At 54.9% G+C, this 12,736-nt stretch carries 16 protein-coding genes; 6 read left to right on the top strand and 10 right to left on the bottom strand.

Annotated elements, in window-relative coordinates:
* Positions 1–59: 59 nt before the first annotated feature.
* Positions 60–686, top strand: coding sequence for an OmpW/AlkL family protein (locus QEN58_RS11705; protein ID WP_280103836.1), 627 nt, complete (start codon positions 60–62; stop codon positions 684–686).
* An 82-nt stretch (positions 687–768) separates the two neighbouring features.
* On the opposite strand, the gene QEN58_RS11710 is transcribed toward QEN58_RS11705, so the two are convergent.
* The gene (locus tag QEN58_RS11710) at positions 769–1,104 is read right to left on the bottom strand and encodes a YqcC family protein (RefSeq protein WP_280103837.1); all 336 of its coding nucleotides are present in this window, start codon (positions 1,102–1,104) and stop codon (positions 769–771) included.
* A gap of 329 nt (positions 1,105–1,433) precedes the next feature.
* On the opposite strand from QEN58_RS11710, the gene QEN58_RS11715 reads away from it, so the two are divergent.
* The 4 genes from QEN58_RS11715 (at position 1,434) to QEN58_RS11730 (ending at position 4,432) form a co-directional block, all read left to right on the top strand.
* Positions 1,434–2,471, top strand: coding sequence for a DUF3549 family protein (locus QEN58_RS11715; protein ID WP_280103838.1), 1,038 nt, complete (start codon positions 1,434–1,436; stop codon positions 2,469–2,471).
* A gap of 36 nt (positions 2,472–2,507) precedes the next feature.
* Entirely contained in the window at positions 2,508–2,948 is a 441-nt protein-coding gene (locus QEN58_RS11720; RefSeq protein ID WP_280103839.1) for an ATP-dependent zinc protease family protein, read from the top strand.
* 41 nt (positions 2,949–2,989) lie between these two features.
* Entirely contained in the window at positions 2,990–3,898 is a 909-nt protein-coding gene (gene rimK / locus QEN58_RS11725; protein ID WP_280103840.1) for a 30S ribosomal protein S6--L-glutamate ligase, read from the top strand.
* Positions 3,899–3,985: 87 nt separating this feature from the next.
* On the top strand, positions 3,986–4,432 hold the full coding sequence (locus QEN58_RS11730; protein WP_280103841.1) for a hypothetical protein: 447 nt from the start codon (positions 3,986–3,988) through the stop codon (positions 4,430–4,432).
* On the opposite strand, the gene QEN58_RS11735 is transcribed toward QEN58_RS11730, so the two are convergent.
* The 7 genes from QEN58_RS11735 to QEN58_RS11765 all read right to left on the bottom strand — a co-directional run bounded on the left by QEN58_RS11735 (position 4,429) and on the right by QEN58_RS11765 (position 11,229).
* Positions 4,429–5,151: a SanA/YdcF family protein gene (locus QEN58_RS11735; protein WP_280103842.1), complete on the bottom strand. Its 723-nt coding sequence runs from the start codon at positions 5,149–5,151 to the stop codon at positions 4,429–4,431. The two genes, QEN58_RS11730 and QEN58_RS11735, sit on opposite strands and share 4 nt — an antisense overlap.
* Before the next feature lie 18 nt (positions 5,152–5,169).
* Positions 5,170–5,739, bottom strand: a complete 570-nt coding sequence (sufT, locus tag QEN58_RS11740; RefSeq protein ID WP_280103843.1) for a putative Fe-S cluster assembly protein SufT — start codon at positions 5,737–5,739, stop codon at positions 5,170–5,172.
* A 36-nt stretch (positions 5,740–5,775) separates the two neighbouring features.
* On the bottom strand, positions 5,776–7,056 hold the full coding sequence (locus QEN58_RS11745) for an aminotransferase class V-fold PLP-dependent enzyme (protein ID WP_280103844.1): 1,281 nt from the start codon (positions 7,054–7,056) through the stop codon (positions 5,776–5,778).
* A 26-nt stretch (positions 7,057–7,082) separates the two neighbouring features.
* Complete coding sequence (gene sufD / locus QEN58_RS11750; protein ID WP_280103845.1) at positions 7,083–8,423, bottom strand: Fe-S cluster assembly protein SufD; 1,341 nt, start codon at positions 8,421–8,423, stop codon at positions 7,083–7,085.
* Complete coding sequence (sufC, locus tag QEN58_RS11755) at positions 8,420–9,169, bottom strand: Fe-S cluster assembly ATPase SufC (protein WP_035580283.1); 750 nt, start codon at positions 9,167–9,169, stop codon at positions 8,420–8,422. The genes sufD and sufC overlap by 4 nt, the downstream gene beginning before the upstream one ends.
* Positions 9,170–9,242: 73 nt before the next feature.
* Positions 9,243–10,685, bottom strand: coding sequence for a Fe-S cluster assembly protein SufB (gene sufB / locus QEN58_RS11760; RefSeq protein WP_035580285.1), 1,443 nt, complete (start codon positions 10,683–10,685; stop codon positions 9,243–9,245).
* Positions 10,686–10,764: 79 nt separating this feature from the next.
* On the bottom strand, positions 10,765–11,229 hold the full coding sequence (locus QEN58_RS11765) for an SUF system Fe-S cluster assembly regulator (RefSeq protein WP_035580287.1): 465 nt from the start codon (positions 11,227–11,229) through the stop codon (positions 10,765–10,767).
* A 315-nt stretch (positions 11,230–11,544) separates the two neighbouring features.
* Between QEN58_RS11765 and QEN58_RS11770 the strand changes: the two genes are divergently transcribed.
* Positions 11,545–11,748 (top strand): putative motility protein, encoded by a 204-nt coding sequence (locus tag QEN58_RS11770; RefSeq protein WP_280103846.1) that lies wholly within the window; start codon positions 11,545–11,547, stop codon positions 11,746–11,748.
* Between the two features lie 77 nt (positions 11,749–11,825).
* On the opposite strand, the gene QEN58_RS11775 is transcribed toward QEN58_RS11770, so the two are convergent.
* Together QEN58_RS11775 and QEN58_RS11780 are read right to left on the bottom strand one after the other, a co-directional pair.
* Positions 11,826–12,167 carry a zinc ribbon domain-containing protein YjdM gene (locus tag QEN58_RS11775; RefSeq protein WP_280103847.1) on the bottom strand — a complete coding sequence of 114 codons (342 nt, stop codon included), beginning with the start codon at positions 12,165–12,167 and terminating at the stop codon, positions 11,826–11,828.
* Between the two features lie 76 nt (positions 12,168–12,243).
* Complete coding sequence (locus QEN58_RS11780; RefSeq protein WP_280103848.1) at positions 12,244–12,720, bottom strand: YbhB/YbcL family Raf kinase inhibitor-like protein; 477 nt, start codon at positions 12,718–12,720, stop codon at positions 12,244–12,246.
* Positions 12,721–12,736 lie beyond the last annotated feature (16 nt).

Below are 12,736 nucleotides of genomic sequence, written 5' to 3' on the forward strand. Positions count from 1 at the left end.
CCGCCCAGCTTTGCAACTCGTCGTTCGAAACGAACTGTTTTAACACCAGGAGTGAACCCATGCGTAAAGCCGTCATGCCTACCCTACTCGTAACCACTGTTGCCGCAGCGGCAATGATGATCAGCAGCCAGGCGCTCGCCTACGGCGCTGGGGACTTTTTCACCCGCGTGGGCGTTGCCAAAGTTGCCCCCACCAGCGACAACGGCTCACTGGCCAACGGCGCGCTATCCGTGGATGTACAGGATGAAACTAATTTCGCGTTCACCTTGGGCTACCGCTTCCACGATAAAGTCGGCGTTGAGCTCCTGGCCGCGCTGCCGTTTGAGCACGATATCCATTTGAACGGGGCTAATATTGCTTCGACCAAGCACTTACCACCTACGCTAACACTGCAGTACTACCCGCTAGGCGGCACTCAGTCACGCGTACAGCCCTATGTCGGCGCCGGTATTAACTACACCTTTTTCTCCGATGAAGAGCTGACGATTGGTGATTTAGAGCTGGATGACTCCTGGGGCGCGGCAGGTCAAGTAGGTGTCGATCTACTGGTTGATGACCACTGGGCGCTTAACGCCGCCGCTTGGTACATCGACATCGATACCGATGCGAGCGTTAACGGTGCGGCAGCAGGTACCGTGGAAATCGACCCTCTCGTCGTCATGGCAGGCCTCAGTTACCGCTTCTAAAGCGCCTGCAAAACCGCTAAGACGGATGTTATCCACAAAGCCTGCCTCACGGCAGGCTTTGTGCATTTAAAGGCGTGTCACTTTAAGTGCTTTCAGTGACGATCTGGTCGACCTTCTCTACCGCTCTAACAATAAGCAGTTGGTGGTGGGCAGGTGTTTTTTCCTGCTGCAAATAGGCCGCCACGGCGGGCGCCACATCGCACTTTGCGGGCATGGCAGCATGGGCATCAATCAAAGCATTCAAACGGGCAATAAACACAAAGCGTATCCATTGAGGCAGCGACATCGTGTCGATGCAAAATGGCTGCTGGCTGGCGAATGCCTCTGCATCGGGTGTCGGCATACGCCATAAATCGGCGGCTTTCATCGACGCTTCTAGCTCCAAAAGCGCTGTCTGCAGCGGTTGATAAGTACTCATAAAGTCGTTTGTCACTACCTCGGAAAATGAAAAACATGTGGCATCCTGCCATTATCCTCACTCTGTGGGCTCCTTGCCAATTATCAACGTTTGCAGGGAGTTATCCATAGACCCACAGAAAACCTGCACGAGCCTGTGGATAAACTATGGAAAGGTGTCGCAACGCTTGCTCTCATGGGGCTTTCACACAGTTGATTAATTTTTAACCGCGTTGTCATTAATACTAAGATCTTAAGGCACTGTCATTAACACCATGTTTTATCAGCCACGGCGGCTGACAGTGTCACATCAGCAAGGTAGAGTGCAGGCTTGCAACGCGGAAGGATGTCATGCAACCGATTCAGACCCTAGATGAGTTTTTTACCCGCAGCGGTGGCGAGGTTTCCCTTTACCATATGGGGCGCCATGTCGTCCCCTGCCCGCGAGAGTCACTTGCTGCCTTTGAACGTGGCGAAATGGCCTGGCCAGAACCATGGCAAGGCCAAGCGCGCTTGGCCATGGTGTTTCGGCTTGGCGATATGCCCGAACCGGCTATTTGGTTTTTAGCCTTACCATTGGATGAGCAAGGAATAATTGCCCCCGCCCAGCGCGATGCATTTTTAAATCGTTTGTTGGAAACACTGGGGCGCGCGGTTTCTAACGTGGGTCGTGAAGAAACAGCGGACGTGGATCACTTAATGAAGGATAATCCCCTCGCCTTCACACCTAGCGTTACCTTCCAAGCCATGCTCAATGCCCGCGCCACCCATGCGAGTGGGCTGCCTGCCAGCCAGCATTTTGAGCCGGTTGACGCCTACTTGAGTGGCCAGCAAGCGATTGATTGGCAGGCGTTGGGATTACAAGGGATTGCCGATTACGTCGTTAGGATGGAAACACTTGACGCTGAATCGCTAGCGCAGCGGCTACCTGAACTGCCTACCGCCGTAATTCACTCCTTGTGCTACTGTTTAGAGCACCAGCCATTACCACAAGCGTTAGTCGACGCACTGCAGCATCGCGGCGAAGCCGCCGCCCAAGCGGGCGACATTGAAACACTGTGTGCCTGTCTGCGTGCAGTGGGTAATACGGATGCTTCAGCGGTAGGCAATTGGTACACGGCCTTACTCAATGACACAGCGGCTTGTGGACCGGACGTTCTGGCGGCAATAGCAGGGCGCGGCTGGGGCTATCTTGAAGATGCTCAGCGCCTGCCGCTTTTTCTGCAGCGCTTAGCGGAAAATGAGCGTAGCGATTTTGCCGCTGTAGTTCGTGATATTGCGTTAATACCCAGGCTACGTTTACCGGTCATGATGGCACTGCGGGATGCGCCTGCTGGCTCCCCTATTCAACGCCGGTTGTCCCTGATGATGTCACAGAGCAACGCTTGATCCGATGTTGTCACTTTTAATTGCAAGGAGTGAGCCGTGAAGGAATTACCCTATCAGGCCAAAGCGGTCATTGGCCGCCGCGAGATGGTGACGTTACCTGAACTAGGGCTTCACCTATGCTGTAAAGCAGACACGGGCGCGCGCACTTCTGCTCTGCATGCAGAAGAGATAGAGACACATGAAGATGAACATGGTCAACTTTGGGTCAGTTTTATTACCCACAGTGGTGGTCCTACAACGCCGGCCCACCGTTACAGTTTGCACTTGCATGATCGGCGCCGTATCACGAGCTCCAACGGTCATAGCGAGTGGCGTTATGTAATTCGCACCCCTATGCAGATGGGCGATTTGAATTTTCCTGTTGAACTCACCCTTACTGATCGCAGCGATATGCGTCACCCGATGCTACTAGGACGCCGCGCCATGCGTCGCCTCATGGTTGCACCCGGCGCTGCATTCTTGCACGGTGAGCCTTAACCCCTTATTAGTCGCCTTAACCAAGGCTCGGAGTCCCTTAAATGCATATCGCTCTGCTGTCACGCAATCGCAATTTGTACTCTACCCGCCGCTTGGTTGAAGCCGCGGAGCAGCGTGGGCATACCGCGCGCGTGGTGGACACGCTGCGCTGCTATATGAGCATTACCTCGCACCACCCTTCGATCCACTATAAAGGCCAAGAGATTGAGCACTTTGATGCGGTTATCCCACGCATTGGTGCATCAGTCACCTTTTACGGCTGCGCGCTGTTACGTCAGTTTGAGATGATGGGCACCTACGTTATCAACGATAACGTCTCGATTACCCGTTCGCGGGATAAATTGCGCTCACTGCAGCTGTTGTCACGCAAAGGGCTGGGTCTGCCGATTACCGGCTTCGCCCACTCTCCGGACGATATTCCCGATCTGATCACCATGGTTAAAGGTGCACCACTGGTCATCAAGCTGCTGGAAGGTACCCAGGGGATTGGCGTGGTGTTGGCGGAAACTAATCAAGCGGCAGAATCTGTGATTCAAGCGTTCATGGGGATGAAAGCCAATATAATGGTGCAGGAGTACATCAAAGAGGCGCGTGGCGCCGATATTCGCTGCTTGGTGATCGGCGATAAGGTCGTCGCCTCAATGAAGCGTCAGGCGGCGGATGGTGAGTTCCGCTCGAATCTACACCGCGGTGGCTCCGCCAGCGTGATCCGGATCACCCCTGAAGAGCGTTCAACGGCGATTCGTGCTGCCAAGGCCATGGGCCTGCGCGTTGCCGGTGTCGACTTGCTGCGCTCGAATCACGGCCCGGTGATTATGGAGGTTAACTCTTCGCCTGGCTTGCAGGGCATTGAGAACGCCACCGGCAAGGATATTGCGGGAATGATCATTGAACACATTGAAAGAAATGCCACGCCAGCCCGTAAAGCACCGCCCAAGCCTAAAGGCTAAGGCAATATTTTAAAATAATCTGATTCGGGGGTGGCAAATCGTCACTGCCACCTCCACAATCTGCGTCACCGAAGGAGGTAGACGCTCATGTTTCTCGATAATCGCCAAGTGGCGATGGACAGCGTATTGGAAGCGCTGGCCGATAGCATTGATTATTTCCAAGACAATATTGAACGCCTGCGCCCCTCGCTGCGTGAGGCTTTACAGCCGCATTACGCTGCGCGGCTCAAGCAGATGGGTCAGTTGCAGGAACTTGCCCGTGCGCATTTGAAAATGCTGCCCCGGGATGCGGACGTTGAGCGCGATGATTTTTTATGGCTGTGGAGTCGGCTAAAAAGCTTTGTCGGCAACGATAGCCAAGTATTGATCAATGAGCTATTGGAGCAAGAGCGTGTATTAATGCAAGCGCTCTCCTCACTGTATACACACCCGTTACCCGACCCGATCGAACCGGTGGTAGAAGAGTGCATGCAGGGGTGCCGCAAACTAATCCGTGAGCTATATGCGCTGCAAAAGCGTAAAACCCACCGCTAGGGATTGGTAAAACGATCGTTCAATGACGGCAGAATAAGGTCGATAGGGGCGCGTCTCGGTATCTCTATGGGTTCGGGCGTACCCAGGAAATAGGGCTCTCTCTTCCACACGTAGAGATCGCCCAGGGTGGCCACCCGCGCTGCCCACTCGCGCAGCTTTAAACGCCATCCTACCGTTACGTTAGGATCATCTGCCACACAGCCAGTGACATCAATGCCTAGCGCGCGCCCAATATATACCGCGCGGGGGAGATGCCAGCTCTGGGTGACTAGCAGTGCTTTATCAAGCTGAAAGACGTCCCGGGCACGCGCTAGCGTGTCGTAGGTGCTAAAGCCAGCAAAATCCATGGTTAACTGATCAGATGCGACGCCGCGGCGATAAAGCTCGCGCCACATTGCCCGTGGCTCGTTATACGCCTGGGTACGATTATCCCCAGAGAGCAAAAGATGCTCGACCTGGGACTGCTCAATTAAGGTAGCAGCGGTACGCATGCGCGCATGGAAGTGCGGATTTCGCACCCCGCTTCGCGTCCAATGAGAGGTCCCAAAGACGATCCCTACCTCTGCTGGACGACACTGCTGCGGCTGACGTTCAATATAAGCAGCGGTCGTCGCGAGCACCCAAAAATTGCCACCTATAAACAGCAATGTCGCCAGCAGCAACAATGCTCCTAGCGACATTAAAAAACGCTTCGACCACGTCAGTAACACTTTATGCATCCAGCTCCCCAGCCGGGATTAGAACATGCCGAGTTCAAGCTTGGCCTCGTCACTCATCATGTCACGGCTCCAGGGCGGACTGAAGACTATTTCGGTGTGAACCTTGCTGATCTGCGGCGCACCGAGGATCTTATTGCGCGCATCCGCCGCGATCACATCGCCCATCCCACACCCAGGGGCGGTCAGCGTCATTCGGATCGTTACCATACGCTCGCCGCTGATAAGGCGCTCGATGCGGCAGCCGTAGACAAGACCTAAGTCAACGATATTGACCGGTATTTCCGGGTCAAAGCAGGTGCGCAGCTGGTCCCACACGAACTGCTCTATCTCTTCCTCGGTAGCCGTCTCCGGCAGCGTGGGACGCGGTAGCGGCTCAAGCCCCAGTGCATCCAGGTTACTCCCCTCAACTAGGTAGAGTCGCCCCTCAAACCCGACACTTACCGTACTGCCCTTCGCTTGCATGACGCTAACAACGCTATCTTCGGCCAGTGTTTCCGTACTACCAAACGGAATGGCAATAGCCTCCACATCGCGCTGGAGCGGCAACTGTTGACCGCGTTCGAGACTGGCAACTTGCTCAAGATCCATAACTGTCCTTAAATGACGATTCTTAAAGAACCGACCTTAACGCACCATACCAATGACACGCTGGAGTGCTTCGATAAAGCGATCCACTTCTTCGAGCGTATTATACGCAGCAAATGAAGCACGGCACGTCGCGTCGACCCCAAAATGATGCAACAAGGGCTGCGCGCAGTGGTGGCCGGTACGAATAGCAACGCCGAGCTGATCGATCAGCAGGCCAATATCTTGCGAATGCGCCCCATCCACAACAAAGGAAAGAACGGCCGCTTTGTTCGGCGCCGTGCCTAAAATACGCAGCCCATCGATTTGACCGACCGCCTGGGTAGCGTGATCCAGAAGTTGGCCTTCCCAGGCACCGATGGCGTCTATACCGATGCTCTCCATCCACTCAAGTGCTCGGCCCAGCGCGATCACCTCGGCAATAGCGGGCGTACCCGCTTCAAACTTATGCGGAATAGCGGCAAAGGTGGTACCCGCATCAAAGGAGACCGTGCTGATCATCTCCCCGCCGCCCTGCCAGGGCGGCATTGCTTCCAGCAGCGCCTGTTTGCCGTAGAGTACGCCCACGCCTGTTGGCCCATACACTTTATGCCCCGAGAAGGCATAGAAGTCGGCGTCGATTGCCTGGACATCGACCACTTGGTGAGGCGCGGCCTGCGCACCATCAACTAAGATCAAGGCGCCATGCTGATGGGCAAGCGTTGCCATCTCTTGCACTGGGTTAATGGTACCCAGGGCATTGGAGACATGATTGACCGCTACCAGCTTAGTGCGTTCACTCAGCAGCCCCCGGTAAGCGCCCATATCAAGCGCACCGCTGGCCTCAACGGGAATCACCTTGATGGTAAAGCCAAGCTCGGCGGCCAACAGCTGCCAGGGCACAATATTGGAGTGGTGCTCCAGCATCGAAATCAGCACTTCATCGCCGGGAGCAAGATTTGCGCGCCCCCAGCTATGAACGACCAGATTTATCGCTTCTGTGGTACCGCGGGTAAAGATGATCTGACGCGCATCTTCCGCATTAAGGAAAGCCTTAACCTTTTGACGCGTGCCTTCAAACGCCGCCGTCGCCTCATCAGAGAGGGTATGCAGCCCGCGGTGAATATTGGCGTTATAGCGCGAGTAGTAATCGCTAAATACGTCAATCACCTGCTGAGGCGTCTGGCAGGTGGCCGCATTATCTAAATAGATCAGCGGTTTGCCGTGCACCTCACGGGCCAGCACCGGAAAGTCCTGGCGCAGGCGCATAACATCAAAGGTCGCTTGCGCGGGGCTCGCTTGCTCAAGGCTGGGCGTTGGCTCAATAACGGAATGTGACATCAGACGCTCCTGATTGGGTAGTGGCGCTAGTCGTTAAGTGAAACCGCCGCTTCGACAAGCCCGGCAAGATTGAAGCGCTCGGGCAGCTTGCCGGCAACCGCTAATTCAACGCGCTCGGCAATCTCATCCAGGGTGACTTTGTCCAATACTTCACCAGCGAAAGCGAGCGTTAGCAGACCGCGAGCAGTGGCTTCATCGATACCGCGGGTACGCAGTGCATAGATCGCCTCTTCGTCAAGCTGGCCAGTCGTCGTACCGTGTGAGCACTTAACGTCATCGGCGTAGATCTCAAGCTCGGGCTTGGCATCGATGTGGGCGCGATCCGATAGCAGTAGGTTTTGGTTACTCTGAAAACCTTCAATCTTCTGGCTATCGCGCTTGACGTAGACCTTGCCGTTAAACACCCCGTGGGCGCGGTCATCCAGAATGCCCTTGTAGTTCTCGTTGGAGAACGTCAGCGGCGCATTGTGGTTTACCTTGGTGTGGTTATCGACATGCTGGCGACCCTGACCAAAGAACAGCCCCAGGAAGTTGGTTTCAGCGCCTTGACCATTCAAGTCGCTGATCAAGTCGTTGCGCACCAGTGCACCGCCCAGGCTTAGGTTGTAGGAGGTATAGCGCGTATCGCGGCCCTGCTCTACGTGAATGCTCGCTACATGCATATCACCCAGCGGCGCTTCTTGCAGCTTGTAGTGGGCCAAGATCGCACCACGGTCGAGCATCAGCTCGCCCACCACGTTGGTGAAGTTAGCTGCTTCGCTTTCGCCGGTGTAATGCTCGATCAGCGTGGCCTCACTGCGGCCTCCCGCTTCCACTAGCACCCGCGGATGACACATTACCGGCTGACCGGCACGGGACAAAAACTGCAGCAGGATGGGTTTCTCAACCACTGTTCCCGGTGCGATGCGAACCACTGCGCCTTCTTCCATAAACGCCGTGTTAAGCGCAGCGAAGGGCGAGAAATCCACCCCTGTTAAGCGCCCAAGCGGACCACCAACTGCTTCGTGGTTCTCTGCTAGCGCCTTGGAAAGCGGTAATACCTGAACGCTTGACGGCAGTGAGTCTAGATCCGAAAGCGCCGATGAGAAAACGCCATCCACAAAGGTTAAGCGGTAAGCATCGATGGGCAGCGTTAGCGCCGCGGCACTGGCCTGGGAGAATTCGGCGTTGTCGGCTAGCGCAAAGTTGCCCTGGGCAATCGAGCGCACGTCGGTGTACTTCCACTCTTCATCGCGACGCGTGGGAAAACCCAGCGCCTCAAAACGCGCGGCACCTGCCTGACGACGCGCGGCAATCCAGGTGGGTTCCGCCGTATAGTTCGAGCTGCGCGCCTTCAGCGTGTCTAAAAAGGTTTGCGTATCGCTCATGCCACAGACTCCTCGATACCTTCGTACCCATTGGCTTCCAACTGCTTGGCAAGCTCGGCGTCGCCAGTTTTGACGATGCGGCCATCGACCAGCACGTGAACCTTATCCGGCACGATGTAATCCAGCAGACGCTGGTAGTGGGTGACCAGCAGAATGGCGCGGTCTTCAGCGCGAAGGCTGTTCACACCATCAGCGACGATTTTCATGGCGTCGATATCCAGCCCCGAATCGATCTCATCCAGCATGGCGAGCTTGGGCTGAAGCACCAGCATTTGCAGAATCTCGTTGCGCTTTTTCTCACCGCCGGAGAAGCCTTCGTTAACGGCGCGCTGTAGGAAGCTGGCGTCCATTTTCATATAGCCCAGCTTCTCTTTCACCAGCTTCATAAACTCCGGTGCGGGCATTTCGCCTTCGCCGCGGGCTACGCGCTGGGCGTTGAGCGCCGACTTCAGCAGGTAGATATTCTTAACCCCTGGAATCTCGACCGGGTACTGGAAACCCAGCAGCAAACCGGCTTGGGCGCGCTCTTCAATTTCCATCTCAAGCACGTCTTTGCCTTCAAAGGTAATCGTGCCTTGTGTGACTTCGTAGCCATCTTTACCGGCGATGACCGCGGATAGCGTCGATTTACCCGCGCCGTTCGGCCCCATAATGGCGTGCACTTCACCCGCCTTGATAGTCAGGGTCAGGCCTTTGAGGATTTCATTACCTTCGACGGAGACGTGTAAGTCATTCACTTGCAACATATTGATTACCTTCTAATTCTGACGAGTCGCTACGGCGACACTGATATAATTAAGTAGTCTAAACGGCTAACGATTAACCTACCGCGCCTTCCAGGGTCACGTTGAGCAACGCTTCGGCTTCAACAGCGAACTCCATGGGCAGCTCTTGGAAGACGTCCTTACAGAAACCATTCACAATCATGCTGACGGCGTCCTCTTCCGAGATACCGCGGCTCTGACAGTAGAACAGCTGGTCTTCACCGATTTTCGAGGTGGTCGCTTCGTGCTCAATGGTCGCCGTGCTGTTGCCAATTTCCTGATAAGGGAAGGTGTGTGCACCGCACTTATCGCCAATCAGCAGGGAGTCGCACTGGGTAAAGTTACGCGCCCCTTTGGCCCGCGGGCCGATTTTCACCAGGCCGCGATAGGACTGATCACTCCTGCCCGCCGAGATGCCCTTGGCGACAATATACGAACGCGTGCCTTCACCAATGTGAATCATCTTGGTGCCGGTATCGGCCTGCTGGCGTCCGTTAGTCACGGCGACAGAGTAGAACTCACCAATACTGTCTTTGCCGCGCAGTACGCAGGAAGGATATTTCCAGGTAATCGCCGAGCCAGTTTCCACCTGGGTCCAGCTAATCCGTGAACGGTCGCCACGGCAGTCGCCGCGCTTGGTCACGAAGTTATAGATGCCGCCAACACCGTTCTCGTCACCGGGGTACCAGTTCTGCACGGTGGAGTATTTGATATAGGCGTCATCCAGAGCGACAAGCTCGACCACTGCGGCGTGGAGCTGGTTCTCGTCGCGCATCGGCGCGGTACAGCCTTCCAGGTAAGAGACCTGAGCACGGCTTTCGCAAATAATCAGCGTGCGCTCAAACTGGCCGGTGTTGGCCGCGTTAATACGGAAGTAAGTAGACAGCTCCATCGGGCAGGTGACGCCTTCAGGTACGAAAACGAAGGAGCCATCGGTAAATACCGCTGAGTTCAGCGCGGCAAAGTAGTTGTCCGCCACGGGAACCACCGTGCCCAGATACTGTTTGATCAGCTCTGGGTAGTCGCGGATAGCTTCAGAGATAGAGCAGAAGATAACCCCTGCTTCGCCCAGCTGCTTTTTGAAGGTAGTGGCGACCGAAACGGAGTCAAACACCGCATCAACGGCAACGCCTGCTAGCGCAGCACGTTCGTGCAGCGGGATACCCAGCTTCTCATAGGTTTCCAGCAGCTTGGGATCTACTTCATCCAGGCTTTGCGGTCGGTCTTCCGGGCGCTTCGGCGCGCTGAAATAGGAGATCGATTGGTAATCAATCGGCGGATAGTCCAGATGCGCCCAGGAAGGGGCTTTCATCTTCAACCACTGGCGGTAGGCATCCAGACGCCACTCCAGCATCCACTCCGGCTCGCCCTTCTTTTTGGAAATAAAGGCGATGGTGTTTTCATCCAGGCCAGGTGGCAGGGTGTCGCTCTCAATATCGGTTACAAAGCCATCTTTGTATTCGCGACGAACCAACTGTTCCATTTCTTCGCTTGCCATGGTGATACCCTCCGGGCAGTTGGGTGGCGAGGTCATCGCCTTTAAATAATAAGTTAGGCCTGCTGTACTCGCGCCGCCGTTAGGCCGACGCCGCCGACAGGCTGATCGTTTGAATAGGCAGTTGCACCGGCAGCTTAATTGGCGCTGTATCAGCCAGGTGCGCCAACGTCACGCTTTCAAGCAGCGTACGCATAGCCAAGGAGACCCGCTGCCAGTTGTCTGCCACACCGCAGGTAGCCACAAGCTCACAATCGCCTTCTGCTTGGCTACACTCGGTCATGGCGACGGGGCCCTCAATCGCCGCAATAATATCGGCGGCGGTAATCTGCGATGCGGGCCGGGCCAGGCGGTAACCGCCTTGGGCGCCACGCTGGGAAACCAGCAGTCCTGCCCGCACCAGCATTTTGAGCGTCTTACTCACCGTCGGATGGGGCAACTGCACGGCCTCTGCTAACTCTGTCGCTGCATGCGACGCCTGGGGATGACGAGCAATTTGCGCCATGACCACCGCGGCATAGTCTGTCAGCCGAGAAAGCTTAAGCATGTCGACTCCCTTTATGTCATTAGTACGCAGCGAATCAAATGGTCGCCACGTCAATTGAGTACCATTTTAGTCCTGTATAAATTTGATGTGAAGCCCCTGAGCAAAATGGATAGCAATTTACGCAAAATATCGGCACGTTCGGCGCTGATGCCATCAAAAACAACAATCATTATCATTTAAAAAAGCTATTGTCATTAATGCTACAGACGGTTTCGCCGTTGGCTTTGCACCAGTCAGCAGGTTCTGGTAGTTTCAGGCAAATTAGATGCCATCGCTGCGGATGGCTAAAGCTATTCAGTTATTCGAGGTGACAATATGGATGCAGCGGTAAATAACATGGTCAGTGCATCAATGGCGATGCAGCAGGCGCAAGTCATCCAAGAGGCTCAGTTCAGCGTTTTTAAAGAGGCGTTAGATGGGCAGGCAGCACAAATCTCTTCATTGATGGATAGTGTCGCACTAGATCCACAGCTGGCAACCAGCGGAAGTGTTGGCACTCAGATCAATACCACTGCTTAATAAATGAGTTACTAGTTAAGCAAATAGCCCCCTGACTATCGTCAGGGGGCTATTTTTTTTGGCTATCTACTTTAACGCTAGGCTTTCTTAACAAATTCTGATTTAAGCTTCATCGGGCCGATACCGTCAATTTTACAGTCGATATCGTGATCACCCTCTACCAAGCGGATGCTTTTCACTTTGGTGCCCACTTTAACTACCAGTGAACTGCCCTTAACCTTCAAGTCCTTGATCACCGTGACGCTATCGCCGTCGGCCAGCGTATTGCCGTTTGCATCGCGCACGCCTGAAGCGTCATCAGCGCCCTCTTCTTCTGCCACTTTTGACCACTCATGACCGCACTCTGGGCAGACATATTGAAGTCCATCGTCGTAGCTAAACTCAGAGGCACAGGCAGGACAGTTAGGCAGATCACTCATCAGACGGCTCCATCACCACAGTTAGAAAGCGATGGAGACTACACGGGTTACGCAAAATGTCCAGCCAGAGGCTAGATCAATCGCGCTGGTAAGTACCCACCAAACGGTTCATCCCTAGCAGGTGCGGCTCTACTTCTTTGAGCAGCTCAGCCAGCGTAAGACCTTCTGGCAGCGAGGTTTGATGATCCAGCGCCAGTACCCAGAAATAGTAAAGATGCTTGCCGTGCCCTTCTGGCGGCATCGGACCGCCGTAGCCACTATTGCCTGCATCATTCATACCTACCGTACCCACGGCGGTCTTTTCTGCTAATTCCTGGGTATCGCCAGGCAAGTTATAGAGCACCCAGTGGACAAAGCCATAGCTGCCGTCTTTGACCAAAGGCGCATCAGGGTCGTGACAGATTACCGCAAACCCCTGGGTTCCCTCAGGAGCATCTTGCCAAGCAAGTGCCGGCGACACATCTTCACCTTCCCCTGTATGTTTTGAAGGGATCGCTTGATGGTCAGCAAACGCCGAGCTGGTAACCTTCATTGATGAAAGTGCAAATGCCATGCTTTATCTCCTTGGT

Origin of the sequence: Halomonas alkaliantarctica, assembly GCF_029854215.1 — a bacterium.
GTDB classification, from domain to species: Bacteria; Pseudomonadota; Gammaproteobacteria; order Pseudomonadales; family Halomonadaceae; genus Vreelandella; species Vreelandella alkaliantarctica_A.

Bases quoted from the DNA above. Each gene is read 5' to 3' on its own strand.
- QEN58_RS11745 (WP_280103844.1), bottom strand. From the start codon at position 7,056: ATGTCACATTCCGTTATTGAGCCAACGCCCAGCCTTGAGCAAGCGAGC.
- sufB (WP_035580285.1), bottom strand. From the start codon at position 10,685: ATGGCAAGCGAAGAAATGGAACAGTTGGTTCGTCGCGAATACAAAGAT.
- QEN58_RS11705 (WP_280103836.1), top strand. From the start codon at position 60: ATGCGTAAAGCCGTCATGCCTACCCTACTCGTAACCACTGTTGCCGCA.
- QEN58_RS11765 (WP_035580287.1), bottom strand. From the start codon at position 11,229: ATGCTTAAGCTTTCTCGGCTGACAGACTATGCCGCGGTGGTCATGGCG.
- sufT (WP_280103843.1), bottom strand. From the start codon at position 5,739: ATGGATCTTGAGCAAGTTGCCAGTCTCGAACGCGGTCAACAGTTGCCG.
- sufD (WP_280103845.1), bottom strand. From the start codon at position 8,423: ATGAGCGATACGCAAACCTTTTTAGACACGCTGAAGGCGCGCAGCTCG.
- QEN58_RS11730 (WP_280103841.1), top strand. From the start codon at position 3,986: ATGTTTCTCGATAATCGCCAAGTGGCGATGGACAGCGTATTGGAAGCG.
- QEN58_RS11780 (WP_280103848.1), bottom strand. From the start codon at position 12,720: ATGGCATTTGCACTTTCATCAATGAAGGTTACCAGCTCGGCGTTTGCT.
- QEN58_RS11710 (WP_280103837.1), bottom strand. From the start codon at position 1,104: ATGAGTACTTATCAACCGCTGCAGACAGCGCTTTTGGAGCTAGAAGCG.
- QEN58_RS11735 (WP_280103842.1), bottom strand. From the start codon at position 5,151: ATGCATAAAGTGTTACTGACGTGGTCGAAGCGTTTTTTAATGTCGCTA.
- QEN58_RS11715 (WP_280103838.1), top strand. From the start codon at position 1,434: ATGCAACCGATTCAGACCCTAGATGAGTTTTTTACCCGCAGCGGTGGC.
- QEN58_RS11775 (WP_280103847.1), bottom strand. From the start codon at position 12,167: ATGAGTGATCTGCCTAACTGTCCTGCCTGTGCCTCTGAGTTTAGCTAC.
- QEN58_RS11770 (WP_280103846.1), top strand. From the start codon at position 11,545: ATGGATGCAGCGGTAAATAACATGGTCAGTGCATCAATGGCGATGCAG.
- rimK (WP_280103840.1), top strand. From the start codon at position 2,990: ATGCATATCGCTCTGCTGTCACGCAATCGCAATTTGTACTCTACCCGC.
- sufC (WP_035580283.1), bottom strand. From the start codon at position 9,169: ATGTTGCAAGTGAATGACTTACACGTCTCCGTCGAAGGTAATGAAATC.